26 protein-coding genes and 1 tRNA gene are annotated in these 25,546 nt (G+C 64.5%); all 27 read right to left on the bottom strand.

Translation table 11 applies throughout. From position 1 onward, the window contains the following. Nucleotides 1-27 precede the first annotated feature (27 nt). The 27 genes from cyoD to secG all read right to left on the bottom strand — a co-directional run bounded on the left by cyoD (nucleotide 28) and on the right by secG (nucleotide 25,541). Entirely contained in the window at nucleotides 28-396 is a 369-nt protein-coding gene (cyoD, locus tag FHX60_RS11780) for a cytochrome o ubiquinol oxidase subunit IV (protein WP_012352352.1), read from the bottom strand. Then, nucleotides 396-1,040, bottom strand: coding sequence for a cytochrome o ubiquinol oxidase subunit III (gene cyoC / locus FHX60_RS11775; protein WP_092314024.1), 645 nt, complete (start codon nucleotides 1,038-1,040; stop codon nucleotides 396-398). The genes cyoD and cyoC overlap by 1 nt, the downstream gene beginning before the upstream one ends. 5 nt (nucleotides 1,041-1,045) lie before the next feature. Next, nucleotides 1,046-3,019 (bottom strand): cytochrome o ubiquinol oxidase subunit I, encoded by a 1,974-nt coding sequence (cyoB, locus tag FHX60_RS11770; protein WP_112775474.1) that lies wholly within the window; start codon nucleotides 3,017-3,019, stop codon nucleotides 1,046-1,048. Between the two features lie 14 nt (nucleotides 3,020-3,033). Continuing rightward, nucleotides 3,034-3,996: a ubiquinol oxidase subunit II gene (gene cyoA, locus FHX60_RS11765; RefSeq protein ID WP_092314026.1), complete on the bottom strand. Its 963-nt coding sequence runs from the start codon at nucleotides 3,994-3,996 to the stop codon at nucleotides 3,034-3,036. 599 nt (nucleotides 3,997-4,595) lie between these two features. Then, entirely contained in the window at nucleotides 4,596-5,072 is a 477-nt protein-coding gene (locus tag FHX60_RS11760; protein ID WP_112775297.1) for a MaoC family dehydratase, read from the bottom strand. Between the two features lie 32 nt (nucleotides 5,073-5,104). Further along, nucleotides 5,105-5,548: a MaoC family dehydratase gene (locus FHX60_RS11755; protein WP_092314028.1), complete on the bottom strand. Its 444-nt coding sequence runs from the start codon at nucleotides 5,546-5,548 to the stop codon at nucleotides 5,105-5,107. A 157-nt stretch (nucleotides 5,549-5,705) separates the two neighbouring features. Further along, entirely contained in the window at nucleotides 5,706-6,824 is a 1,119-nt protein-coding gene (locus FHX60_RS11750) for an acyl-CoA dehydrogenase family protein (protein WP_112775296.1), read from the bottom strand. 13 nt (nucleotides 6,825-6,837) lie between these two features. Continuing rightward, nucleotides 6,838-8,040 (bottom strand): acyl-CoA dehydrogenase family protein, encoded by a 1,203-nt coding sequence (locus FHX60_RS11745; RefSeq protein ID WP_092314032.1) that lies wholly within the window; start codon nucleotides 8,038-8,040, stop codon nucleotides 6,838-6,840. Between the two features lie 93 nt (nucleotides 8,041-8,133). After that, nucleotides 8,134-8,580 carry a DUF1178 family protein gene (locus tag FHX60_RS11740; protein WP_092314034.1) on the bottom strand — a complete coding sequence of 149 codons (447 nt, stop codon included), beginning with the start codon at nucleotides 8,578-8,580 and terminating at the stop codon, nucleotides 8,134-8,136. A 117-nt stretch (nucleotides 8,581-8,697) separates the two neighbouring features. Further along, entirely contained in the window at nucleotides 8,698-9,351 is a 654-nt protein-coding gene (locus FHX60_RS11735; RefSeq protein WP_181487003.1) for an NUDIX domain-containing protein, read from the bottom strand. Between the two features lie 44 nt (nucleotides 9,352-9,395). After that, a complete protein-coding gene (locus FHX60_RS11730; RefSeq protein WP_092314036.1) occupies nucleotides 9,396-9,704 on the bottom strand; it encodes a DUF2818 family protein in 309 nt (102 codons plus the stop codon). Between the two features lie 13 nt (nucleotides 9,705-9,717). Next, nucleotides 9,718-11,193, bottom strand: coding sequence for an NADH-quinone oxidoreductase subunit NuoN (nuoN, locus tag FHX60_RS11725; protein ID WP_112775295.1), 1,476 nt, complete (start codon nucleotides 11,191-11,193; stop codon nucleotides 9,718-9,720). Between the two features lie 18 nt (nucleotides 11,194-11,211). Continuing rightward, nucleotides 11,212-12,678: an NADH-quinone oxidoreductase subunit M gene (locus tag FHX60_RS11720; RefSeq protein WP_092314040.1), complete on the bottom strand. Its 1,467-nt coding sequence runs from the start codon at nucleotides 12,676-12,678 to the stop codon at nucleotides 11,212-11,214. 27 nt (nucleotides 12,679-12,705) lie between these two features. Further along, nucleotides 12,706-14,793 carry an NADH-quinone oxidoreductase subunit L gene (gene nuoL / locus FHX60_RS11715; RefSeq protein WP_112775294.1) on the bottom strand — a complete coding sequence of 696 codons (2,088 nt, stop codon included), beginning with the start codon at nucleotides 14,791-14,793 and terminating at the stop codon, nucleotides 12,706-12,708. A gap of 58 nt (nucleotides 14,794-14,851) precedes the next feature. Then, on the bottom strand, nucleotides 14,852-15,157 hold the full coding sequence (nuoK, locus tag FHX60_RS11710; protein WP_029044763.1) for an NADH-quinone oxidoreductase subunit NuoK: 306 nt from the start codon (nucleotides 15,155-15,157) through the stop codon (nucleotides 14,852-14,854). A 17-nt stretch (nucleotides 15,158-15,174) separates the two neighbouring features. After that, nucleotides 15,175-15,819 (bottom strand): NADH-quinone oxidoreductase subunit J, encoded by a 645-nt coding sequence (locus FHX60_RS11705; RefSeq protein ID WP_092314044.1) that lies wholly within the window; start codon nucleotides 15,817-15,819, stop codon nucleotides 15,175-15,177. A 199-nt stretch (nucleotides 15,820-16,018) separates the two neighbouring features. Next, nucleotides 16,019-16,510 (bottom strand): NADH-quinone oxidoreductase subunit NuoI, encoded by a 492-nt coding sequence (nuoI, locus tag FHX60_RS11700; RefSeq protein WP_010809124.1) that lies wholly within the window; start codon nucleotides 16,508-16,510, stop codon nucleotides 16,019-16,021. Between the two features lie 64 nt (nucleotides 16,511-16,574). Continuing rightward, on the bottom strand, nucleotides 16,575-17,639 hold the full coding sequence (gene nuoH / locus FHX60_RS11695; protein ID WP_112775293.1) for an NADH-quinone oxidoreductase subunit NuoH: 1,065 nt from the start codon (nucleotides 17,637-17,639) through the stop codon (nucleotides 16,575-16,577). Nucleotides 17,640-17,660: 21 nt separating this feature from the next. Next, on the bottom strand, nucleotides 17,661-20,024 hold the full coding sequence (nuoG, locus tag FHX60_RS11690) for an NADH-quinone oxidoreductase subunit NuoG (RefSeq protein ID WP_183283469.1): 2,364 nt from the start codon (nucleotides 20,022-20,024) through the stop codon (nucleotides 17,661-17,663). Nucleotides 20,025-20,036: 12 nt separating this feature from the next. Beyond that, entirely contained in the window at nucleotides 20,037-21,332 is a 1,296-nt protein-coding gene (gene nuoF / locus FHX60_RS11685; protein ID WP_092314050.1) for an NADH-quinone oxidoreductase subunit NuoF, read from the bottom strand. A 1-nt stretch (nucleotide 21,333) separates the two neighbouring features. Then, complete coding sequence (gene nuoE, locus FHX60_RS11680) at nucleotides 21,334-21,831, bottom strand: NADH-quinone oxidoreductase subunit NuoE (protein ID WP_029044768.1); 498 nt, start codon at nucleotides 21,829-21,831, stop codon at nucleotides 21,334-21,336. 184 nt (nucleotides 21,832-22,015) lie between these two features. Next, nucleotides 22,016-23,269 carry an NADH-quinone oxidoreductase subunit D gene (locus tag FHX60_RS11675; RefSeq protein WP_092314052.1) on the bottom strand — a complete coding sequence of 418 codons (1,254 nt, stop codon included), beginning with the start codon at nucleotides 23,267-23,269 and terminating at the stop codon, nucleotides 22,016-22,018. 9 nt (nucleotides 23,270-23,278) lie between these two features. Continuing rightward, a complete protein-coding gene (locus FHX60_RS11670; RefSeq protein WP_112775291.1) occupies nucleotides 23,279-23,878 on the bottom strand; it encodes an NADH-quinone oxidoreductase subunit C in 600 nt (199 codons plus the stop codon). 1 nt (nucleotide 23,879) lies between these two features. Continuing rightward, nucleotides 23,880-24,362 (bottom strand): NuoB/complex I 20 kDa subunit family protein, encoded by a 483-nt coding sequence (locus FHX60_RS11665; protein WP_008643342.1) that lies wholly within the window; start codon nucleotides 24,360-24,362, stop codon nucleotides 23,880-23,882. A gap of 6 nt (nucleotides 24,363-24,368) precedes the next feature. Beyond that, the gene (locus FHX60_RS11660; protein ID WP_012352330.1) at nucleotides 24,369-24,728 is read right to left on the bottom strand and encodes an NADH-quinone oxidoreductase subunit A; all 360 of its coding nucleotides are present in this window, start codon (nucleotides 24,726-24,728) and stop codon (nucleotides 24,369-24,371) included. A 166-nt stretch (nucleotides 24,729-24,894) separates the two neighbouring features. After that, nucleotides 24,895-24,979: transfer RNA gene (locus FHX60_RS11655), tRNA-Leu, on the bottom strand. Between the two features lie 187 nt (nucleotides 24,980-25,166). Further along, entirely contained in the window at nucleotides 25,167-25,541 is a 375-nt protein-coding gene (gene secG, locus FHX60_RS11650; protein ID WP_010809132.1) for a preprotein translocase subunit SecG, read from the bottom strand. Between the last annotated feature and the right edge of the window lie 5 nt (nucleotides 25,542-25,546).

The raw sequence follows: 25,546 nt of genomic DNA, 5'->3' as shown, positions 1-25,546 counted from the left end.
TTTTTTTCGATGCCAGGACGCCGGTCCTTACATCACCATCATGTTGGCGTTCAGGTTGTGCATGATCCACAGCGAACCCGCCACCACGATCACCAGGATCAGCGCCGTGAACAGCAGCGCGATCACATTGCTGCGCTGTTCGGACGACGAGTCCAGGTGCAGGAAGTACTTCAGGTGCACGATCATCTGGACCACGGCCATGCCCAGGATGGTCCACAGGATGGTGCCCTTGTCCATGGTGCCGTCCATCACGATCTTGAACGGGATCACGGTCAGGATCACGGCCAGGATGAAGCCGATCGCGTAGCCCTTGAAGCTGGCGTGGCCGCCAGCGTGGCTGTCGTGCGCGTGCGAGTCGTGGGCGCCGTGCGCCGCCGGTGCGTTGTGTTGTGCCATCACAGATGTCCCATCAGGTAGACCACGGTAAACACGCCGATCCAGACCACGTCCAGGAAGTGCCAGAACAGCGACAGGCACATCAGGCGCTTGCTGAGCGTCGGGGTAATGCCCTTCTTGCCCAGCTGCCACATCAGCACGATCATCCACAGCATGCCGCTGGCGACGTGCAGGCCGTGGGTGCCGACCAGCGTGAAGAACGACGACAGGAACGCGCTGCGGCCGGGGCCGGCGCCTTCGGCGATCAGGTGGTGGAATTCGTTGATTTCCATCGCCATGAACGCCAGGCCGAGCAGGAAGGTGATGCCGAGCCAGGTCTGCACGTGCTTGAGGCTGCGGTTCTGCAGCGAGATCATCGCCATCCCGTACGTGATCGACGAGAACAGCAGGATGAAGGTCTCCACCAGCACGTAGTTGAGCTCGAACAGCTCCTTCGCCGACGGGCCGCCTGCCACTTCGCCGCGCAGCACGGCGAAGGCCGCGAACAGTCCGGCGAAGATGATGCAGTCGCTCATCAGGTAGATCCAGAAGCCATACACCGTATTGGCACTGGTATCGTGGTGCGCATGGTCATGGCCGTGCGCGCCGGCGTGAGCCGGGGCGCCTGCCTGCGCGGGGATGCGGTCTAGGACTTGAGTCGACATGGTTCTCAGGCTTGCGAAGCAATGCGCTGCAGATGGCGCGTTTCGATCTGCTCGACCTCGGTGGCCGGCACGTAGTAGTCGATGTGGTCGTCGTTGCTGCGGTGGATGAACGCCCAGATCATGCCCACCAGGCCAACGATGGCCAGCCACCAGATATGCCAGGTCAGGGCAAAGCCGAACACCAGGCTGAAGGCGCCGATGATGAAGCCCGCGCCCGTGTTCTTGGGCATGTGGATCTTCTCGTAGCCTTCGGTCGGCAGGGTCTCGCCGCGGGCCTTCATGTCGGCGAACGCGTCCAGGTCACGCACCACCGGGGTGTGCGCGAAGTTGTAGAACGGCGGCGGCGACGAGGTGGCCCACTCCAGCGTGCGGCCGCCCCACGGGTCGCCGGTCACGTCGGCCAGCTGCTTGCGGTCGCGGATCGACACCACGATCTGCAGCACCTGGAAGAAGATGCCCAGCGCGACGAACACCACGCCCACCACGGCCAGGTACAGCCACGGCGTCCAGGCCGGGTTGTCGGTGTGGTTCAGGCGGCGGGTCATGCCCATCAGGCCCAGCACGTACAGCGGCATGAAGGCGAAGTAGAAGCCCACCAGCCAGCACCAGAACGAAGCCTTGCCCAGGCGCTCGTTCAGCTTGAAGCCGAACGCCTTCGGCCACCAGTAGGTGATGCCGGCCAGGTAGCCGAACAGCACGCCGCCGATGATCACGTTGTGGAAGTGGGCGATCAGGAACAGGCTGTTGTGCAGCACGAAGTCGGCCGCCGGCACCGCCATCAGCACGCCGGTCATGCCGCCGATCACGAAGGTGATCATGAAGCCCAGGGTCCACAGCACCGGCGAGGTCATCTGCACGCGGCCGCGGTACATGGTGAACAGCCAGTTGAAGATCTTCACCCCGGTCGGGATGGAGATGATCATGGTGGTGATGCCGAAGAACGCGTTGACGTTGGCGCCCGAGCCCATCGTGAAGAAGTGGTGCAGCCACACGATGAACGACAGCACCATGATCGCGGCGGTCGCGTACACCATGCCCTTGTAGCCGAACAGCTTCTTGCCCGAGAACGTGGCGATGACTTCAGAGAAGATGCCGAACGCCGGCAGGATCAGGATGTACACCTCGGGGTGGCCCCAGATCCAGATCAGGTTCACGTACATCATGGCGTTGCCGCCACCGTCGTTCGTGAAGAAGTGCATGCCGAGGTAGCGGTCCAGGCCCAGCAGCGCCAGGGTCACGGTCAGCACCGGGAAGGCGGCGACGATCAGCACGTTGGTGCACAGCGCGGTCCAGGTGAACACCGGCATGCGCATCAGCGTCATGCCAGGCGCGCGCATGCGCAGGATCGTCACCAGGAAGTTCACGCCGGTCAGCAAGGTGCCGAGCCCCGAGATCTGCAAGCTCCAGAGGTAATAGTCCACCCCTACGCCCGGGCTGTAGTCCAGGCCCGACAGCGGCGGGTAGGCCAGCCAGCCGGTCTTGGCGAACTCACCGACGCCCAGCGAGATGTTGACCAGCATGGCGCCCGCCACGAACAGCCAGAACGACAGCGTGTTCAGGAACGGGAAGGCCACGTCGCGCGCGCCGATCTGCAGCGGCACGACCAGGTTCATCAGGCCGGTCATCAGCGGCATGGCCACGAAGAAGATCATGATCACGCCGTGGGCGGTGAAGATCTGGTCGTAGTGCTCGGGCGGCAGCACGCCGGTGGCGCCGTTGGTGGCCAGCGCCAGCTGGGTGCGCATCATGACCGCGTCGGCGAAGCCGCGCAGCAGCATGATCAGCGCCACCAGGCAGTACATCACGCCGATCTTCTTGTGATCGACGGAGGTGAACCACTCGTTCCAGAGATAGCCCCACTTCTTGAAATAGGTGATCGCGCCCAGCAGCGCGGCACCGCCCAGGGCGACGCCGGCCAGCACGACCATGATGATCGGCTCATGAAACGGAATCGCCGACAAACTCAACTTGCCAAACATCATTGCTCCCAGGATTACGCGCCTGCCGGCAGCGCGGCCGGCGTGGTCAAGGACAGCTGCTCTTCACCGAGGGTGTTGCGCGACGTGCAGATCGGGCCGCCCTTGAACCCGTCGGCGGCCAGTGCGGCGCCGCCGTGGCCCATGTACTTGTGCAGGATGTGGCGGAACAGCTGGTCTTCCACCTTGCCGTAGTACGCGACCGGCTCCTTCTCGCTGGGTTGCGCCAGCGTCTTGTAGCCATCGACGCCCAGTTCGGTCGACGAGGCGCGAACCTTGGCCACCCACTGGTCGAACTCGTAGTTCGACATGGCGATGGCCTTGAACTTCATGCCCGAGAAGCCGCCGCCGCTGTAGTTGGCGGACACGCCGTCATAGCTGCCGGCTTCGTTGGCGATCAGGTGGAGCTTGGTTTCCATCCCGGCCATGGCGTACACCTGGCTGCCCAGTTGCGGGATGAAGAACGAATTCATGATCGAATCCGAGGTGATCTTGAAGTTCACCGGGGTGTCGACCGGGAAGGCGATCTGGTTGACGGTGGCGATGTTCAGTTCCGGATAGATGAACAGCCACTTCCAGTTCAGCGCCACCACTTCGACCGTAACCGGCTTCTTGCTCGATTCCAGCGGCTTGTACGGGTCGAGGTCGTGCGAGGACTTCCAGGTGATGATGCCCAGCGCGATGATGATCAGGCAGGGGATCAGCCACACCACCACTTCGATCGCGGTCGAGTGCGACCAGTCGGGTTCATAGCGTGCCGAGGTATTGCTGGCGCGGTACTTCCAGGCAAACACCAGCGTCAGCACGATCACCGGCACCACCACCAGCAGCATCAGCCAGGTGGCGATCAGGATGATGCCTTTGATGTCGACGCCGACCTGCCCTTTCGGGTCGAGCAGCGTCATGTTGCAGCCGGCGAGCAGGAGCAGGCCAAGGCAAGGCAGGAACCGCGTCCACCGCGGCAGTATGGGTTTCTTCATGTCACGACTGGTTTGGTTACACCGCGCTTCGGGCAAAAGCGCGGCTAAACCGCCTGATGCTTGCGCAAGAGGCGTGGGGCTGAGGGAAAACCGGAAGGACGTGTCCTTAGCTGGCGTTGCGGTCTGGGGGCGGATCCTGCGCCCGGGGACCATGCGGCCTTGCAACGCCATGAACACGGAAGGACTGACTGCGCGCGCTGCAGGCCCTGTGGGACCTTGCCGGCGCTGCGGCACCTGGCCGAAACCGCGAACGGTCCCGGCTCAGTACAGCGGCCGGGTAGCGTTGGAATACGAGGCTTTTGCGCCTCCCGACGGACCTGCCGTCAGGGCAGGCGCGGTTTTCGGCCGGGGGGCGCAACACGTAAAACATCGTGGGCGCGACTGTACCGCAACGCAACATTAGGGGTAAACCCAACGATGCGGAACACACTGTTCATTTAAACGGACAATCAACGCATTGGTGCACTGCGCTGTCTTTGATCCACGTCAACATCACAAAAACACGCTTAAATATGCAGAAAGCCGCGCTTTGCGCGGCTCTCCGGGGTGCGACACCGCGCTGTGGCATATTGTCGCAGTGCCGCATGCGGCGCTGCGACTCAGCCGTAACGGCGGGTGATCGACTCGGCGATGCACACCGGGCGCTCGCTGCCCTCGCGCTCCACCGTGACCTCCCAGGTGGACTGCGCGCCGACCAGTTCGGGCGACTTCGGCAACGGCTCCAGGCGCTCGACCTTGAGCAGCTTGATGCGCGCGCGCAGCTTGCTGCCGACGGGCACCGGTGCGGTAAAGCGCACCCGGTTGAGCCCGTAGTTGACGCCGATCTTGGACGGCATGCTGAGCGCGTTGTGCATGAACTTGGGCAGCAGCGACAGCGTCAGGAAGCCGTGCGCGATCGGGCCGCCATAGGGCGATTCCTTTTTCGCGCGCTCCACGTCGATGTGGATCCACTGGTGGTCGCCGGTGGCCTCGGCAAACTGGTTGACCTGCTGCTGGGTCACCTCGATCCAGTCGCTGACCGCGACCTCCTGGCCCTGCAGCCCTTCCAGTTCTTCCAGCGTTGCGATGGTACGCATGTCGATCGTCTCCTCGTGACGGTTAAGTGTGGTTACGCCGGCCGGCGGCCGTACATGCCCATGCCCTTGACGGTGCACACCAGCTCGCCGCGCTGGTTGGTGGCTTCCCACTGGGTATGCACGATGCCGCGGTCGGGCCTGGACTGCGACGCACGGGTGTCCAGCACGTTCAGCACCACCGTCAGCGTGTCGCCGGCATAGACCGGCTTGAGCCAGCGGATCTCGTCGACGCCGGGCGAGCCCATGCTGGCCGACTTGCCGGTGGTGCTCAGCACCAGCAGGCGCATCATGATCGAGCACGTCATCCAGCCGCTCGAGATCAGGCCGCCGTAGATGCTGCTGGCGGCGGCTTCCTTGTCGATATGGAACGGCTGCGGATCGTACTGGCGCGCGAAGCTCAGGATCTCTTCCTCGGTGACGAGGTAGGAGCCCAGCTCGCGGCGGCTGCCGACTTCAAAATCCTCGAAATACAGCATGGGGGTGTCTCCGTTGTGGATGGCGGTTGACTTGTCCGCACGATGATCGCATGGCGGGCCGGCGCGCGCGTCCGTATTTGCCGAACCCGCCCCTAACAGCGCGCAAAGAAAAAAACCGCGCCTGGACTGCAGCGCGGTTTTGACTGGACTGGCCGGATCAGGCAGCTTCCTGGAACCCCGGCTGGGCGGCGAACCGGCCCAGGTGATGGTCCACGTCGCCGAAGGTGGTGTTGATCATGGTCAGCCGCTTGAACATGTGCGCGGCCGGCAGTTCGTTGGTCACGCCCATGCCGCCGTGGATCTGCACCGCCTCCTGGCCGACCGTGCGCGCGGCCTGGCCCACGCGTGCCTTGGCGGCGGAGACGTAGCGGCGGCGCTCTTCCGGCGTGGCCTCCTCGAAGCGCGCCGCGGCCAGCAGCGTGATCGAGCGCGACTGCTCCGCATGGATGAACATCTCGACCATGCGATGCTGCAGCGCCTGGAAGCGCGCGATCGGCACGCCGAACTGCTGGCGCGTCTTGGCGTATTCCAGCGTCGCGGCATTGAGCATGTCCATCACGCCCACGGCCTCGGCGCACAGCAGCACCGCGGCGTAGTCGGCCACCTGCTCGACCAGCGCGAAGGCCGTGCCGGCCTCGCCCAGCAGTTGCGCCGGCGCGTCCTGGAAGGTGATGTCGGCGGCGCGCAGGTTGTCGATGGTGCGGTAGTCCTTGATGCTGACACCGGCGCCCTTCGCATCCACCAGGAACAGCGAGATGCCGTCCTGGTCGGCATCGCCGCCGCTGCTGCGCGCCGACACGATCAGCTTGTCGGCCTGGCCCCCGTGCACGACCACGGTCTTGCGGCCGTTGAGCTTGCCGTCGCGCGCGGTAACGCGCACGTTGTTCAGCTCATAGCGCGCCTGCGGCTCGTTGAATGCCGCGGCCAGCTTCAGCTCGCCGCCGGCCACCTGCTCCAGCAGCGCGTCCTGGCCGCCGGCCAGACCCAGGGCATAGGCGCCCACCACGGTGGCCAGGTACGGCTCCACGATCAGGCCGCGGCCCAGTTCCTGCTGCACCACCATCATGTCCAGGGCCTTGCCGGCAAAGCCGCCTTGCGCTTCCGGCACCGGCAGCGCGGTCAGGCCGAGCTCGGCCAGCGCGCCCCATGCGGTCTCGCCATGGCCGGCGGCGCTTTCATAGCGCTTCTTGCGCTCCTCGAAACCGTAGTCCTTGTCGATGAAACGGCGGACGGCGTCGGCCAGCTGCTTCTGTTCGTCGCTGAGATTGAAGTTCATGATGCGTGTCTCCTCACAGCCCCAGAATCATCTGGCTGATGATGTTCTTCTGAATTTCGTTGGACCCGCCGTAGATGGAGGTCTTGCGATAGTTGAAGTAGTACGCGGCCAGCGGCGCGGCGTCGTCGTAGCCGGTGACGGCGTGCTCGGTCTCGCACTCCAGGTAGGCGGTGTCGAACGGCTGCGCGTACGGGCCGACCGCCTCGACCATCAACTCGGTCAGCAGTTGCTGGATCTCGGTGCCCTTGATCTTCAGCATCGAGGCCTCGGGGCCGGGGCCCTTGCCCGCGGCTTCGCTCGACACCACGCGCAGCACGGTGATCTCCAGCGCCATCAGCTCGATTTCCAGCGCGGCCACCTTGGCGCCGAACACCGGATCCTCCAGCAGCGGCTTGCCGTTCTTCTGCTGCTGGCGCGCCACGCGCTTGAGGAAGCCCAGCTCGCGCTTGGAATTGCCGACGCGGGCAATGCCGGTGCGCTCATGGCCGAGCAGGTACTTGGCGTAGGTCCAGCCCTTGTTCTCTTCGCCGACGCGGTTCTCGACCGGCACCTTGACGTTGTCGAAGAAGACTTCGTTCACTTCATGCTCTTCGTCGAGCATGATGATCGGGCGCACGGTGATGCCCGGAGTCTTCATGTCGATCAGCAGGAACGAGATGCCCTCCTGCTTCTTGGCTTCGGGGTCGGTGCGCACCAGGCAGAAGATCATGTCGGCGTGCTGGCCGAGCGTGGTCCAGGTCTTCTGGCCGTTGACGATGTAGTGCTTGCCGTCGGAGGTCAGTTCGGCGCGGGTCTTCAGCGAGGCCAGGTCCGAACCGGAACCCGGCTCCGAATAGCCCTGGCACCACCAGTCGGTGCAGTCGAGGATGCGCGGCAGGTAGTACGACTTCTGCTGCTCGTTGCCGTACTTCATGATCACCGGCGCGACCATCGCCACGCCGAACGGCAGCACGCCGGGCGCGCCGACGCGGGCATTCTCTTCGTCCCAGATATGGCGCTGGGTGGCGTTCCAGCCGGTGCCGCCGTACTGCACCGGCCAGTGCGGCGCCGACCAGCCCTTGCCGGCGAGCAGCTTGTGCCAGCGCACCAGGTCGTCGCGGTTCGGACGGCGGTGGTTGAGAATCTTGCTGCGGATGTCCGCCGGCAAGTTGGCTTCGAGCCAGCTACGCACTTCCTCGCGGAAGGCATCGTCGGACGCCGAGTAGTTGAGATCCATGCCCGTCTCCAGTGGTGCCGGCATGGCGCGGGCCGCCGGCGGTTTGTTCTGCCTGCGCGTCATGCGCCGACAGCAACGGGCACAGGACGCAATTCAGTGAGCCGTCTGCTTCAGCGCATCCGGCACCACGAGCGGAAAGGTCTCGATGCCCTCCTCGGCCAGCGCCTGCACCTCCTCCGGCGAGGCCGAACCGCGGATGCCGCGTTCCGGCGCCTCGTCATAGTGCATGCGCCTTGCCTCCTCGGCAAAGCGGTCGCCAACGTCCTCGGTCTGCGCCAGCACCTGCTTCACTGCCTTCATATAGAGCGCTTGCAGTGTCACCGGTGTGGCTGCCGGCGGCGCCGGCCTGGCCTTGCCCTCGCGCGCGGTCGCGCCCGACAGGTTCAGGCGCGGTGCGCTGGGCAGCCGGGTCACGGCGTGGTCGCCACAGACCGGGCATTGGACCAGGTCACGCGAGATTTGCGACTGCGCCTCTTCCTCCGAGGCAAACCAGCCCTCGAAACGATGGTCATGCGCGCAGCGCAGGTCGAGCACCTTCATGATCTTTCCAGCCCGTCAAAAGCTATATTATCCGCGAATCCAAATTTTGTGAACGGTCGTGCTAAATTTTTTAGAACGACCGTTCGTAACCACGCTGCGGCGTCTCCGCGGCGCGGCTCAGCCTTGTGCCGCCCCATACGCCGGCATGGGCTGCTCGCCCGGCTGCCAGGCACCCGAGATCACTTTTTCCAGCCAGAACGCGCCAATGATCGTCTTCACGTCGGTGATGCGGCCGCTGCGGACCCAGTCGATCACCTGTCCCGCCGGCGCAATGAAGGTTTCCAGGAATTCGCCGTCATCGAGTTGCGCCTCGCCGTGCGTCAGGTCGCGCGCCAGCAGGATATCGATGAACTCGGTCGAATAGGAAATGACGGGATGGATCCGCGTCAGGTAGTCCCAGCGCGCGGCGCGGTAACCGGTTTCCTCGAGCAGTTCGCGTTCGCCGCAGCGCTGCGCGCCCTCTTCGGGATCGAGCTTGCCCGCGGGGAATTCCAGCATCACCTCGCCTACCGGGTAGCGGAACTGGCGCTCCAGCAGCACGGTGCCGTCGTCGAACAGCGGGATCATCATCACCGCGCCGGGATGGACCACGTACTCGCGCCCGGTCTGCTTGCCGTCGGGGAGTCTGACGATATCCTGCTTGAGGGTGAGGAACTTGCCGCGATGGACCGTGGCCGACGCCACGCACACTTCCTTCAGTGCGTCGTCGTTCTCGGACAGGCCGTCGGATGCGGCGGGAAATTGGGTACCGCGTGGGAACTTGTCGGTCATGGACGCTCCGGATCAGGCAGGGCCCGGCGCCGACAAGACCGGCTTCAGGCCGTGCGGTGTTTGACGAGGTATTGCCAGGTGAAGCCGGGGAAGGCAAACACCAGCATCATGCAGGCGGTGATGGCGTAGAACTGCCAGCCCTGCGCAAAGGTGCCGCCCAGGTTGGCTTCCACCGCCAAGCCGGCTGCACCGGCCACCCCGAACCAGACCACCAGTTCGAGCAGGCGCAGCCACAGCGGCTTGCGCGCCTGCCGCAGCGGGATCACCACGAACAGGCGCTGGTTGACGAACGGCAGGTTCGCACAGACCAGTGCCAGCAGGATGACAAACCAGCCGCTTGCGGAGGCGCTCATGTCGCGTGGCGGATCAGGAACCCAGGGTCGAGCGGATGGCCTGGTAGCACAGGTTCATCAGCGCGGCCGGGAACAGGCCCAGCAGGATCACCGCGGCGCCGTTCACGCTCAGCATCGAACGCAGGCCAAAGGTGGCTTCCAGTTCCTCTTCGCCGGCGGGGGCGTCGAAGTACATCAGCTTGACGATGCGCAGGTAGTAGAACGCGCCGATCAGCGAGAAGAGCACCGCCACCACCGCCAGCCAGGTCATGCCGGCCTTGACCACCGCGTCGAGCACGGCCAGCTTGGCATAGAAGCCCACGGTCGGCGGGATGCCCGCCAGCGAGAACATCATCACCAGCATCAGGAAGGCAAACCACGGGTTGCGGCGCGACATGCCCTTCAGGTCTTCCAGGGTCTCGGCCTCGAAGCCCTTGCTGGTGCGCAGCAGGATGATGCCGAAGGTGCCCAGCGTGGTCAGCAGGTAGGTGACCGAGTAGAACATCGCCGAGCTGTAGGCATCGGCAGCGCCGTCAGCCTTGTTGGCGACCACGCCCGAGAGCAGCCCCAGCAGCACGAAGCCCATGTGCGAGATGGTCGAGTACGCCAGCATCCGCTTCAGGTTGCTCTGCACGATGGCGGTCAGGTTGCCGATCGCCAGCGAGATGATCGACAGCACCACCAGCATCATCTGCCAGTCGCTGGCCAGCGGCAGCAGGCCTTCCACCAGCACGCGGATGAACAGCGCGAACGCCGCCACCTTCGGCCCGCCGGCGATCAGCAGGGTCACCGCGGTCGGCGAGCCCTGGTAGATGTCCGGAATCCACATGTGGAACGGCGCGGCGCCCAGCTTGAACGACAGGCCGGCGACGATGAAGACCACGCCGAAGGCCAGCATGGTGGTGTTGATGCGGCCGGATTCCACCGCGCGGAACACCTCGCCCAGGTTCAGCGAGCCGGTGGCGCCGTACATCATCGAGATGCCGTACAGCAGGAAGCCCGAGGCGAGCGCGCCCAGCACGAAGTACTTCATCGCCGATTCGGAGGTCACGCGCGACTCGCGGCGCAGCGCCACCAGCGCGTACGACGACAGCGACAGCAGTTCCAGGCCCAGGTACAGGGTCAGGAAGTTGTTGCCGGTGATCATCACGATCTGGCCGCCCAGCGTGAACAGCGCCAGCATGTAGAACTCGCCGGCGAACATGTCGCGCTCGGCCAGGTAGCGGCGCGTATAGACCAGCGTGACGAACAGGCCGGCGGCGCAGAATGCCGACAGCACGTTGGCCATCGGGTCGATCACGACCAGGTTGGCGAACGCGTAATGGGTCTCGCCGGTGGCGGCGTTCATGCCGAACCAGGCGGTCAAGACCAGCGTGGTCAGCAGCGACAGCGGATACGCCACGCTCTGCTTGCCCTTGCCCCGGGCCAGGTCGATCCAGTTGATCGCGGCGATGGCGATCGCCAGGAAAATGATCGGCGCCACGGGGGCGAGTGTCGAGGACGGTTGCATGTTGATATCTCTCCCCGATTACAGCTTCGACTGCGCCGCGTGCTGCAGCAGGTTGACCACGGACGGGTGCATCACGTCGGTAAAGGGCTTCGGGTGCAGGCCCATGTACAGCGTCATGATGGCCAGCAGGCCGAGCATGACGAACTCACGCTTGTTCAGGTCGGCCAGCTCGCGCACGTGCTGGTGCACGACGTCGCCGAAGATCACGCGCTTGACCATCCACAGCGAGTAGGCGGCGCCCAGGATCAGCGCGGTGGCGGCCAGCAGGCCGATCCAGAAGTTGAACTTGACCGCGCCCAGGATCACCATGAATTCGCCGACGAAACCGGAGGTGGCCGGCAGGCCGCAGTTGGCCATGGCGAAGAACACCGACAGCGCGGCGAACTTGGGCATGGTGTTGACCACGCCGCCGTAGTCGGCGATCTGGCGCGAGTGCACGCGGTCGTACAGCACGCCGATGCACAGGAACATCGCGCCCGAGATAAAGCCGTGCGAGATCATCTGCACGATGCCGCCTTCGACGCCGATGTCGCTGAAGATAAAGAAGCCCAGCGTGACGAAGCCCATGTGGGCGATCGACGAGTACGCCACCAGCTTCTTCATGTCGGCCTGCACCAGTGCCACCAGGCCGATGTAGATCACCGCGATCAGCGAGATGGTGATGATGAACGGGGCCAGATAGTGGCTGGCGTCAGGCGCGATCGGCAGCGAGAAGCGCAGGAAGCCGTAGGCGCCCAGCTTCAGCATGATCGCGGCCAGCACCACCGAGCCGCCGGTCGGCGCCTCGACGTGGGCGTCGGGCAGCCAGGTGTGCACCGGCCACATCGGCACCTTGACCGCGAAGGCAACGAAGAAGGCCAGGAACAGCGCGATCTGCTCGTTCATCGACAGCTTGGCCTGGTGCCATTGCAGGATGTCGAAGGTGCCGGTCTTGTTGTACAGGTACAGCAGCGCGACCAGCGTCAGCAGCGAGCCCAGCAGCGTGTACAGGAAGAACTTGAAGGCCGCGTAGACGCGGTTCGGGCCGCCCCAGACGCCGATGATGATGTACATCGGGATCAGGGTGGCTTCGAAGAACACGTAGAACAGCATGCCGTCGAGCGCGCAGAACACACCCACCATCAGGCCGGACAGGATCAGGAACGAGGCCATGTACTCGGCCACGCGCTCGGTGATCACTTCCCACGCCGAGATCACCACGATCACCGTGATGAAGGCGGTCAGCACCACGAACCACATCGACAGGCCGTCAACGCCCAGCAGGTAGTGGATGTTGAAGCGCTCGATCCAGTTCGCCTTCTCGACGAACTGCATCGCCGCGGTGGCGCGGTCGAAGTTGAACACCAGCGGCAGCGTGACGACGAAGCTGGCGATCGAGCCGAACAGCGACATCCACCGCACGAAGCCAGGGCTGCGGTCCGAGCCGAAGGCCAGGATCAGCAGGCCGAAAAAGACAGGCAGCCAGATTGAGAAAGACAGAACCATTTCTATGTTTTCCTTACTTGGTGCCTATCACTTGGTGCCGATCACACCGGTGACCGTCAGCGTCAGCAGCACCAGCATGCCGACGATCATCGCAAATGCGTAGTGGTAGATATAGCCCGACTGCAGGTAGCGGCTGGCCGAAGCAAACGATGCCACCACGCGCGCCGCGCCGTTGACGAACAGGCCGTCGATCAGGCTCTGGTCGCCGCCCTTCCACAGGCCGGTACCGAGCAGGCGTGCGCCGCGGGCGAACACGGCCTGGTTGATGGCGTCCATGTAGTACTTGTTGTCGAGCAGCTTGTACAGGCCCGAGAAGCGATTGGCGATGGCCTCGGGGATATCCGGGCGCTTCATGTAGAAGAACCACGACAGCACCACCCCGGCGACGGCCAGCCACAGCACGGGCGTGGTCAGCGAGTGCTGCGCCATCGCCACCCAGCCGTGGAACGCTGCCTTCAGTTCGGCCATGGCGTGGTGGTTCTCGCCGACGAAGATCACTTCCTTGAAGGCGATGCCGTTCTTGAAGAAGTTGCCGAACAGCATCGGCTCGATCGCGATCGCACCGATGATCACCGACGGGATCGCCAGCAGCACCAGCGGCAGCGTCACCACCCACGGCGACTCGTGCGGCTTCTCGCCGGCGGCCAGGCCGTGATGGTGGTCGTGCGAGACTTCCTCGTCCTCGTGGTCGCCCTCATGATGCTGGTGCGCGTGGTTCTGGCCCCAGCGCGACTTGCCATGGAACACCAGGAAGTACATGCGGAACGAGTAGAACGCGGTGACGAACACGCCCGCCAGCACGGCGTAGTAGGCAAAGCCCGAACCGGCGATATGCGACTCGGCCACGGCCTCGATGATCGAGTCCTTGGAGTAGAAGCCCGCGAAGAACGGCGTGCCGATCAGCGCCAGCGAACCCACCAGCGAGGTGATCCAGGTGATGGGCATGTACTTGCGCAGGCCGCCCATGTTGCGGATGTCCTGGTCGTGGTGCATGCCGATGATGACCGAGCCCGCGCCGAGGAACAGCAGCGCCTTGAAGAATGCGTGCGTCATCAGGTGGAACACCGCCACCGAATAGGCCGAAGCGCCCAGCGCCACGGTCATGTAGCCCAGCTGCGACAGCGTCGAGTACGCGACCACGCGCTTGATGTCGTTCTGGATGATGCCCAGGAAGCCCATGAACAGCGCCGTGATGGCACCGATCACCAGCACGAACGACAGCGCGGTGTCCGACAGCTCGAACAGCGGCGACATGCGCGCAACCATGAAGATGCCGGCGGTCACCATGGTGGCCGCGTGGATCAGCGCGGAGATCGGGGTCGGGCCTTCCATCGAGTCGGGCAGCCAGACGTGCAGCGGGAACTGCGCCGACTTGCCCATCGCGCCGATGAACAGGCAGATGCAGGCCACGGTGATCATCATCCAGTCGGTGCCCGGGAAGATCACGGTGGCGAGCTGGTCGCGCGCGGCGAACACTTCGGTGTAGTTCATGCTGCCGGCGTAGGCCAGCAGCAGGCCGATGCCCAGGATGAAGCCGAAGTCGCCGACGCGGTTGACCAGGAACGCCTTCATGTTGGCGAAGATCGCCGTCGGACGGGTGTACCAGAAACCGATCAGCAGGTACGACACCAGGCCCACCGCTTCCCAGCCGAAGAACAGCTGCAGGAAGTTGTTGCTCATCACCAGCATCAGCATCGAGAAGGTGAACAGCGAGATGTAGGCGAAGAAGCGGTTGTAGCCGGGGTCCCCGTCCATGTAGCCGACGGTGTAGATATGCACCATCAGCGAGACGAAGGTCACCACCACCATCATCATCGCGGTCAGCGAGTCGACCAGGAAGCCGACCTCCATCTTCAGGCTGCCGATCGCCATCCACTCGTAGACCGTGCCGTTGTAGCCCGCGCCGTTGATCACGTCGAGCAGCACCATCACCGACAGCACGCAGGCAATGGCCACGCCGAGGATCGTCGAGGTGTGGGCCACGATCCGGCCGCCGCGCGACTCCGAGGAAAACAGGCCAAAGAACTTGGTACCGAACAGGCCGGCGATCGCGGAGCCGACTAGCGGCGCCAGCGGGATCGCAAGCAGCAGGTTGGGGTTGAGCGTGGTTGCCATAGGACGCTTAGTGGTGTGCGGTCGGTGAGTCTTGGGTATCTACGTAGTGCGCCACGGATCAGTACTTCAGGGTGTCCATGTCGTCCACGTTGATCGTATCCAGGTTGCGGAACAGCACCACCAGGATTGCCAGACCGATTGCCGACTCGGCGGCGGCCACCGTGAGGATGAAGAAAACGAAAACCTGACCAGCCAGGTCGCCCAGGTAATGCGAGAAGGCAACGAAGTTGATGTTCACCGCAAGCAGCATCAGTTCGATCGCCATCAGCAGCACGATCACGTTCTTGCGGTTCAGGAAGATGCCGACGATGCTGATCGCAAACAGGATCGCACCGAGCACGAGGAAATGAGCGAGAGAGAGCACAGCGATTTCTCCGGGCTTTAGTTCTTATTGGCGGCAGCCGCGGCTTCCGTCTGCTGGGTCTGGTCTTCGGCGGCCATCGGCACCAGGCGCACGCGCTCGTCGCGGCGGGTGCGCAGCTGCGCCGACACGTCCTGGGCCTTGACGTCCTTGCGGCGGCGCAGGGTCAGCGCCACGGCGGCGATGATCGCCACCAGCAGGATGATGCCGGCCACTTCGAAGGCGTAGATGTAGTCGGTGTAGATCAGCTTGCCCAGCGCGGCGGTGTTCGAGTAGCCCGGCTCCTGCGAGCCGCTGGCCACCACCGGCGTGGTGGTGCCGATGAAGTTGCGCACCAGCACGATCGCCATCTCGGCGATGATCAGCGCGCCCACGATCGAGGCCATCGGCACGTAGGTCCAGAAGTCGCGGCGCAGGTGCTCGATATCGATATCGATCATCATCACCACGAACAGGAACAGCACCATCACCGCGCCGACATAGACCAGCACCAGCAGGATGGCGAGGAATTCCGCCTGCAGCAGCATCCAGATCGCCGCGGCCGTGAAGAACGACAGCACGAGGAACAGTGCGGAGTGCACCGGGTTCTTCGCGGTGATGACTTTCAGTGCGGAGAGCACCAGCACCAGCGCAAAGACGTAGAAGATGGTGGTCGTGAGTTCCATGGTCCCTATCGGATCCTCTCTGGGCCGTCCGGCACAAGCCAACCCCTCGGGTGGCCCGCTCCTGCGGCATCCTTGCATTGGCCCCTTGCATTGCAGGGACCGCATTTCAATTCGGTGGCGGCGGCTGCCAGGTCTGCTGCTTGCGGCAGCCGCCAACCGGCGTTACGTCTGTGGCCGAAACTTCCGGCCGGCATCCGGCTTAGCGGTACTTCGCGTCGGCCGCCTTGGCCGCGGCGATCTGCGGCTCGTAGCGGTCGCCCACGGCCAGCAGCATGTCCTTGGTGAAGTACAGGTCGCCGCGCTTTTCGCCGTGGTATTCCAGGATCTGCGTCTCGACGATGGCGTCGACCGGGCAGGCCTCTTCGCAGAAGCCGCAGAAGATGCACTTGGTCAGGTCGATGTCATAGCGCGTGGTGCGGCGCGTGCCGTCGGCGCGCGCGTCGGACTCGATCGTGATGGCCAGCGCCGGGCACACCGCCTCGCACAGCTTGCAGGCGATGCAGCGCTCTTCCCCGTTGGGGTAGCGGCGCAACGCGTGCAGCCCGCGGAAACGCGGCGAGATCGGCGTCTTCTCTTCCGGGAACTGGACCGTGATCTTGCGCGCGAAGAGATAGCGGCCGGTCAGGGCCATGCCCTTGAAGAGTTCCTTCAGGAGCAGGCTGTTGAAGAAGTCCTTGATGGCGAGCAGCATGATGCTTCCTAGTATTTCCACACGATGCGCGCCCTGCCGGGCAGGCGCACCGTCGTTTGGCCGTTCAGTGCCAGATGTTCCACGGCGACTTGATCCAGATCGCCACGATGATCAGCCAGGCCACGGTCAGGGGAATGAACACCTTCCAGCCCAGGCGCATGATCTGGTCATAGCGGTAGCGCGGGAACGAGGCACGAATCCAGATGAACACGGACAGCAGCAGGAAAACCTTGATCAGCAGCCAGAAGAAGCCCGGGACCGCGTTGGTCACCACGCTCTCGAACGGAGGCGCCCAGCCGCCCAGGAACATCAGCGCGGTCATCGTCGAGATGATGATCATGTTGATGTACTCGGCCAGGAAGAACAGCGCGAAGCCCATGCCCGAGTATTCGATCATGTGGCCGGCCACGATTTCCGATTCGCCTTCGACCACGTCGAACGGGTGGCGGTTGGTTTCGGCCACGCCCGAGATGAAGTACACCCCGAACATCGGCAGCAGCGGCAGCCAGTTCCACGACAGGATGTTGATGCCCATGTCGGCGAAGTAGCCGGTGTTCTGGCCGTTGACGATGGCCGACAGGTTCAGGCTGCCGGCAACCATCAGCACCGTCACCAGGGCAAAGCCCATGGCGATTTCATACGACACCATCTGCGCCGCGGCGCGCATCGCGCCGATGAAGGCGTACTTGGAGTTCGAGGCCCAGCCGGCCAGGATCACGCCGTAGACGCCGACCGAGCTGATCGCCATCACGTACAGCAGGCCGGCGCTCACGTCGGCCATCACCACCTCGGCCTGGAACGGAATCACGGCCCAGACCGCCACGGCCGGCATCAGCACCATCAGCGGGGCGATCAGGTACATGCCCCGGCTGACCTGCGTGGGCATCATGACTTCCTTGAGCAGCAGCTTCAGCACGTCGGCGATCGGCTGCAGCAGGCCCAGCGGACCGACGCGGTTCGGGCCGATGCGCACGTGCATCCAGCCGATCAGCTTGCGCTCCCACAGGATCAGGTACGCCACGCACAGCAGCAGCGGCACCACGATGATCACGGCGCGGATCAGGATCCACAGCGGCGTCCAGTACGCGCCCAGTGCGCCCTGCCCTTGCGAGGTAATCCAGTCAATCATGTCTTGTTCTCGCTCTTGTTCTTACGCCGTGGCCACGGTGCCGGTGGCCGGCGCCAGGTCAATGGCCTTCTCTACGGTGACGGTGCCGAACATCGCGCCCAGGCTCATGGCCGCCGGCGTTGCCGCCGGCACGCGCACGGTGTTGGCCGGCAGCGTCGCCTCGAGCACGGCCGGCAGCACCACGCTGCCCTGCCCCTGCGTGACCCGCACCGGATCGCCCGACTGGATGCCCAGGCTGGCGAACAGGTCGGCCGGCAGCGCGATCTGCATGGCGCGACGCGCGGCGGCGCTCAGCTGCAGCGACTCGGCGCGGCGCACGATCGGGTCGGCATGGTAGATGGGCACGTCGGCGATGCGCTCGATGCCGTTGGCGGCAGCGGCGGCCACGCGGATCGGCGCGTCGGTGGTGTTGTCCAGCTGGGCCTCGACCGGGGCCGACAGCACTTCGGCGCGCACCGCCTCGGCGGTGTCGTAGTCGAAGCCGGCCACGTCCAGCAGGTTGCCCAGCACGCGCAGCACCTTCCAGCCCGGACGCGCTTCGCCCAGGGCGCGCACCACGCCGTTGAAGCTCTGCGGCTTGCCTTCGCAGTTGACGAAGGTGCCGGCGGTTTCCGTGAACGGCGTCACCGGCAGGATCACGTCGGCGTATTGCATCGCCGCTTCCGAGCGGAACGGCGACAGCACCACCACGGTGCCGGCCTGGGCCAGCGCGGCCAGCGCCTGGCGCGGGTCGGCGGCGTCGAACTCGGGTTCGGTGTTCAGCAGGATGTAGGCCTTGCGCGGCGTCTCCAGCATGGCCTGCGCATTGGCGCCGCCCTGCTTCGGCAGCGCACCGGCGATATGGCCGCCGACGGTGTTGGCCGCTTCGGTCAGGAAGCCCAGCGTGGCGCCGGTTTCGGTGGCGATCCACTGCGCCAGCGCGTGCAGCGCCGAGAACTGCGGATGACGCACGGCCTCGTTGCCGAGGAACACGGCACGGCGCTCGCCCGACAGCAGCGACTCGGCGGCCTTGGCGGCGGCGTCGCCGCCGTCGAAGCCTTCGGTGCCGGCCGGGGCGGACACGCCCTTGGCGGCGGCCACGGCACGGGCCACGCCGGCGAGCGCGGCGGCCCAGCCCGACGGGGCCACGTCGATACGGGTGGCGGGCATCAGCAGGTCTTCACCGCCGGCACCCAGCACGGTCACGCGGGCGCCCTTCTTGGTCGCCTGGCGCAGGCGCGAGGCCAGCAGCGGATGGTCCTTGCGCAGCGACGAGCCGATCACCAGCGCGCGTTGCAGCGTGGTCACGTCGGCCACCGGCATGCCCAGCCAGGGCGCGCCCTTCAGCGCGGCCGAGAAATCGGTCTGGCGCAGGCGGAAGTCGACGTTGTCGCTGCCCAGGCCGCGCATCAGCTTGCCCAGCAGGAACAGTTCTTCCAGCGTGCTGTGCGGGCTGGCCAGCGCGGCGATCTGGTCGGCGCCGTGTTCGCGCTTGATGCCGGCCAGGCCATTGGCCACGTATTCCAGCGCGGTCTGCCAGTCGGTTTCCATCCATTCGCCGCCCTGCTTCAGCAGCGGGCGGGTCAGGCGGTCGGCACTGTTTAGGCCTTCATACGAGAAGCGGTCCTTGTCGGAGATCCAGCACTCGTTGATGTCTTCGTTTTCCAGCGGCAGCACGCGCATCACGCGCTGGTTCTTGGTCTGCACCACCAGGTTCGCGCCCAGGCCGTCGTGCGGCGACACCGACTTGCGGCGGGCCAGCTCCCAGGTACGGGCCGAGTAGCGGAACGGCTTGCTGGTCAGCGCGCCGACCGGGCACAGGTCGATCATGTTGCCCGACAGTTCCGAGTCGACGGTCTTGCCGACGAAGGTGGTGATTTCGGAATGCTCGCCGCGGTTGAGCATGCCCAGCTCCATCACGCCGGCCACTTCCTGGCCGAAGCGCACGCAGCGGGTGCAATGGATGCAGCGGGTCATCTCCTCCATGGAGATCAGCGGGCCCACGTTCTTGTGGAACACCACGCGCTTCTCTTCCTTGTAGCGCGACTCCGAGGCACCGTAGCCCACGGCCAGATCCTGCAGCTGGCACTCGCCGCCCTGATCGCAGATCGGGCAATCCAGCGGGTGGTTGATCAGCAGGAATTCCATCACGGACTTCTGCGCCTTGACCGCCTTCTCCGAATTGGTGAAGACCTTCATGCCGGGGGTCACCGGCGTGGCGCAGGCAGGCAGCGCCTTCGGGGCCTTCTCGACCTCGACCAGGCACATGCGGCAGTTGGCCGCGATGGACAGTTTGCGGTGGTAGCAGAAGTGCGGGATGTAGGTGCCCAGCTTGCGGGCCGCTTCCATCACCAGGCTGCCCTCAGCAACCTCAACCTTCTTGCCGTCGATCTCTAGTTCAACCATGTTCTGCCACGCTTAGATGTAGGCCGGAACCATGCACTGCTTGTGTTCGACGTGATATTCGAACTCTTTCCAGTAGTGCTTGAGCATGCCGCGGACCGGCATCGCCGCGGCATCGCCGAGCGCGCAGATGGTGCGGCCCATGATGTTTTCCGCGACGTTGTTGAGCAGGTCCAGGTCTTCCTGGCGCCCTTCTCCGTGTTCGATGCGATTGACCATGCGATACAGCCAGCCGGTGCCTTCGCGGCACGGCGTGCACTGGCCGCACGATTCCTCAAAGTAGAAGTACGACAGGCGCAGCAGCGAGCGGACCATGCAGCGCGTCTCGTCCATTACGATCACCGCGCCCGAGCCCAGCATCGAGCCGGCCTTGGCGATCGAGTCGTAGTCCATGTCGGACGCCATCATCAGGTCGCCCGGCACCACCGGCGCGGACGAACCACCCGGGATCACCGCCTTGATGCGCTTGCCGCCGCGCATGCCGCCGGCGAGCTCCAGCAGCTTGGCGAACGGCGTGCCCAGAGGGATCTCGTAGTTGCCGGGACGCTCGACGTCGCCCGAGACCGAGAAGATCTTGGTGCCGCCGTTGTTCGGCTTGCCCAGCTTCAGGTAGTTCTCGGGACCGACAGCCAGCAGGAACGGCACCGCGGCGAAGGTCTCGGTGTTGTTGATGGTGGTCGGCTTGCCGTACAGGCCGAAGCTGGCCGGGAACGGCGGCTTGAAGCGCGGCTGGCCCTTCTTGCCTTCCAGCGATTCCAGCAGCGCGGTTTCCTCGCCGCAGATGTAGGCGCCGTAGCCGTGGTGGGCGTGCAGCTGGAAGCTGAAGCCCGAGCCCAGGATGTTGTCGCCCAGGAAGCCGGCGGCACGCGCTTCTTCGAGGGCTTCCTCGAAGATCTTGTACTCGTTCCAGATTTCGCCGTGGATGTAGTTGTAGCCCACGGTGATGCCCATCGCATACGCGCCGATGGCCATGCCCTCGATCAGCGAATGCGGGTTGTAGCGGATGATGTCGCGGTCCTTGAACGTGCCAGGCTCGCCCTCATCGGTGTTGCAGACCAGGTATTTCTGACCCGGGAACGTGCGCGGCATGAAGCTCCACTTCAGCCCGGTCGGGAAACCCGCGCCGCCACGGCCACGCAGGCCCGAGGCCTTGACGTCGGCGATCACCTGCTCGGGCGGGATCTTCTCGGTCAGGATGCGCTTCAGTTGCTGGTAGCCGCCACGCTTGACGTAGTCTTCCAGGTGCCAATTCTTGCCGTCCAGGCCGGCCAGGATCAGCGGCTGGATATGGCGGTCGTGCAGACTGGTCATGTTACTTGCCCCCCTTGGCGGCTTCGCTCTTGAGCTCGTCGACAAGCGCGTCGAGCTTGTCGTCGCTCATGAAGCTGCACATGCGGGTGTTGTTAACGATCATCACCGGCGCGTCGCCGCAAGCGCCCATGCACTCGCCCTCTTTCAGGGTGAAGCAGCCGTCAGCGGTGGTCTCGTTGTAGTCGATCCCGAGCTTGCGCTTCAGGTACTCGCCAGCCCGCTCGCCACCCGACAGGGCACACGGCAGGTTGGTGCAGACGGCGAGCTTGAATTTGCCCACCGGCTTGGTGTCGTACATGTTGTAGAAGGTCGCCACCTCTTCCACCCACACGGGCGGCATCTCGAGGTAGTTGGCGACGAACTGCATGACTTCGGGGGAAACCCAGCCCACCTCGCCCTGCGCCACGGCAAGCGCCGCCATCACGGCCGACTGCTTCTGGTCGGCCGGATACTTCGCGATCGCGCGATCGATTTCCTTGAGAGCTTCTGCTGATAGCATGGTCATTGCAGTAAAACGCCGGAGACAGCGCCACCGGGCGTCTCTCCGCAGGTTTGCAGCCGTCGCTGCCGTTCCGCCGGCGGGCCTGAGGCCGTGCCGGTCCGCCGCGGGTCTTCCGGGCCGCTCCGCTCAGCAGAGCTCCTCGGAAAGCGCCCGGATCGTCGTCCGGGCCGGCGGTCCGTGATTAGCGGTCGATCTCGCCGAAGACGATGTCTTGCGTGCCGATGATCGTTACCGCGTCAGCAATCATGTGTCCCTTGGCCATTTCGTCCAGCGCGGCCAGGTGCGGGAAGCCAGGCGCACGGATCTTCAGGCGGTACGGCTTGTTCGCGCCGTCCGAGATCGCGTAGATGCCGAACTCGCCCTTGGGGTGTTCCACCGCCGCGTACGCTTCGCCTTCGGGCACGTGCATGCCTTCGGTGAAGAGCTTGAAGTGGTGGATCAGTTCTTCCATGTTGGACTTCATGTCCACGCGCGAGGGCGGCGCCACCTTGTGGTTATCGGTGATCACCGGGCCCGGGTTGCGGCGCAGCCATTCCACGCACTGCCTGATGATGCGGTTGGACTGGCGCATCTCTTCCACGCGCACCAGGTAGCGCGCGTAGCAGTCGCCGCCCACGCCCACCGGCACGTCGAAGTCCAGCTTGTCGTACACCTCGTACGGCTGCTTCTTGCGCAGGTCCCAGGCAATGCCCGAGCCGCGCAGCATCGGGCCGGTAAAGCCCATCTGCAGCGCGCGTTCCGGGCTGACCACGCCGATGTCCACCAGGCGCTGCTTCCAGATCCGGTTGTCGGTCAGCAGCGTCTCGTATTCGTCGACGTACTTCGGGAAGCGGTTGGTGAAGTCCTCGATGAAATCCAGCAGCGAGCCCGAACGGGCTTCGTTCATGGCCTTGATCGCGCGCTCGTTGTGTACCTTGGACGCGCGATATTGCGGCATCGTGTCAGGCAGGTCGCGGTACACGCCGCCCGGACGATAGTAGGCCGCGTGCATGCGCGCGCCCGACACCGCCTCGTACATGTCGAACATGTCCTCGCGTTCGCGGAAGGCGTACAGGAACACCGCCATCGCGCCCACGTCGAGCGCGTGCGAGCCGATCCACATCAGGTGGTTCAGCAGGCGGGTGATCTCGTCGAACATCACGCGGATGTACTGCGCGCGCACCGGCACCTCGAGGCCCAGCAGCCGCTCGATCGCCATCACGTAGGCGTGCTCGTTGACCATCATCGACACATAGTCGAGGCGGTCCATGTACGGCACGCTCTGGATCCAGGTCTTCTGCTCGGCCAGCTTCTCGGTGGCGCGGTGCAGCAGGCCGATATGCGGGTCGGCGCGCTGGATGACTTCGCCGTCCAGTTCCAGCACCAGGCGCAGCACGCCGTGCGCGGCCGGGTGCTGCGGGCCGAAGTTCAGGGTGTAATTCTTGATATCTGCCATGACGCGTTCTCAGTACTCCACGCCGCCGTACTTGTCCTCGCGGATCACGCGCGGCGTGATTTCGCGCGGCTCGATCGTGACCGGCTGGTAGATGACCCGCTTCTGGTCGGGGTCGTAGCGCATCTCGACAAAGCCGGAAACCGGGAAGTCCTTGCGGAACGGATGGCCGACGAAACCGTAGTCGGTCAGGATGCGGCGCAGGTCCGGATGGCCGTCGAACACGATGCCGTAGAAATCGAAAGCCTCGCGCTCGAACCAGTTGACCGAGTTCCACACGTTGATCAGCGACGGCAGCACCGGGAAGTCGTCATCGCTGGCGAACGCGCGCAGGCGCAGGCGCCAGTTATGCGTGACCGACAGCAGCTGCGAGACCGCGGCAAAGCGCAGGCCGTCCCACGCGCCGTCGGCATATTCGGAATAATCGACGCCGCACAGGTCGATCAGCTGCTCGAAGCGCAGCGACGGATCGTCGCGCAGGATCTGCGCCACTTCCAGGTAGTCATCGGCCTTGACCACCAGCGTCAGTTCGCCGGTCGCCTCGATCAGTTTCTGCACGCGCTTGCCGAGAGCTTTCTCGAGCGCGGCCTTCAGGGTATCGAGCTTCGCCATTTCAGCCCTTGCGCGCGATGGTGTTGGTACGCTTGATCTTGTTCTGCAGCTGGATCACGCCGTAGATCAGCGCCTCGGCCGTCGGCGGGCAGCCCGGCACGTAGATATCCACCGGCACGATGCGGTCGCAGCCGCGCACCACCGAATACGAATAGTGGTAGTAGCCGCCACCATTGGCGCACGAGCCCATCGAGATCACCCAGCGCGGTTCCGCCATCTGGTCGTAGACCTTGCGCAGCGCGGGGGCCATCTTGTTGCACAGCGTGCCGGCCACGATCATCACGTCGGACTGGCGCGGCGACGGGCGGAAGATCACGCCGAAGCGGTCCATGTCGTAGCGCGCGGCGCCGGCATGCATCATTTCCACGGCACAGCAGGCCAGGCCGAAGGTCATCGGCCACAGCGACCCGGTGCGGGTCCAGTTGATCAGCTTGTCAGCGGTAGTCGTGACAAAGCCTTCGTTGAGAACGCCTTCGATTGCCATTTCACATCACTCCCAATCGAGCGCGCCCTTTTTCCAGATGTAGACGAAGCCCACGATGAATTCCAGCAGAAACACGCCCATGGCGATGAAACCCGGCCAGCCGATATCCTTCAGGGCAACGCCCCACGGAAACAGGAAGGCGGTTTCGAGATCGAACAGGATAAACAGGATGGCGATGAGGTAGTAGCGCACGTCGAACTTCATGCGCGCGTCCTCGAACGCTTCGAAGCCGCACTCGTACGGCGACAGCTTCGCGGGATCGGGCTTGTTCGGACCGAGGATCCGACCGATCGACATCAGTGCCACGCCAAGCACGACACCGAAGATGATGAAGATGAGAACGGGGAAGTAGGCTTCGAGATTCAAGGTACGGCCAGCCTTATCTGGAATGTTGTCAACAGCACCAGCTGAAGCGGCGTCCTGTTGCCCACCCCAGGCGCTAAGCCACGAGAACCATGGCGCGCCGCCTTGCGGACTGCCGGAGCCCCATGCGCGGGTGCATTGCCCGGCCAGGGACTCCGATCAAGTTGTTTGGTGCCGACGGCGAGACTCGAACTCGCACAGCTTTCGCCACTACCCCCTCAAGATAGCGTGTCTACCAATTTCACCACGTCGGCTGGGGGAGAAACAATATTGCCTGGCGCCGGGTTTTCAGGCCCTTCAGGTCCGTTACAAAGGCTTTCGTCTTTGCGCGGAACCCATCGCTGGGGAATCGTTTCAAGCCTTGCATTCTAACCCAAATTTCTTGCTTTGTTCAACGCACAACTGCAAAAAAACTCAGGAATCCGCCGCAAGGCAATCGGATTATTTCGGTACCGCAGGAGCTGCCGGCGCCGAGGCGTCCGCGGCGGCGGCCGGTGCTGCGGCGGGTGCCGAGGCACCAGCCACGGCGGGCGCCGATGCCGGCGCCGCGCCCATCACGCCCAGCGAGGCGGCGGGCTTGTAATTGCCCAGCAGCGTCAGCGCCAGCGTGCAGACGAAGAACAGCGTGGCCAGCACGGCAGTGGTGCGCGACAGAAAGTTTGCCGAGCCGGTGGCGCCGAACAGGCTGCCGGAGGCGCCCGAGCCGAAGGCCGCACCCACATCGGCGCCCTTGCCATGCTGGATCAGCACCAGGCCGATTACGCCCAGCGCCGACAACACCTGCAGCACCACCAACAAAGTCTTGAAGATTGCCATTTGAT

The sequence above is a fragment of the Cupriavidus alkaliphilus genome (assembly GCF_014191175.1).
Classification (GTDB): Bacteria; Pseudomonadota; Gammaproteobacteria; order Burkholderiales; family Burkholderiaceae; genus Cupriavidus; species Cupriavidus alkaliphilus.
Note: the sequence above shows the minus strand (reverse complement) of the source record. Positions and strands in the feature narration are given on the sequence as shown.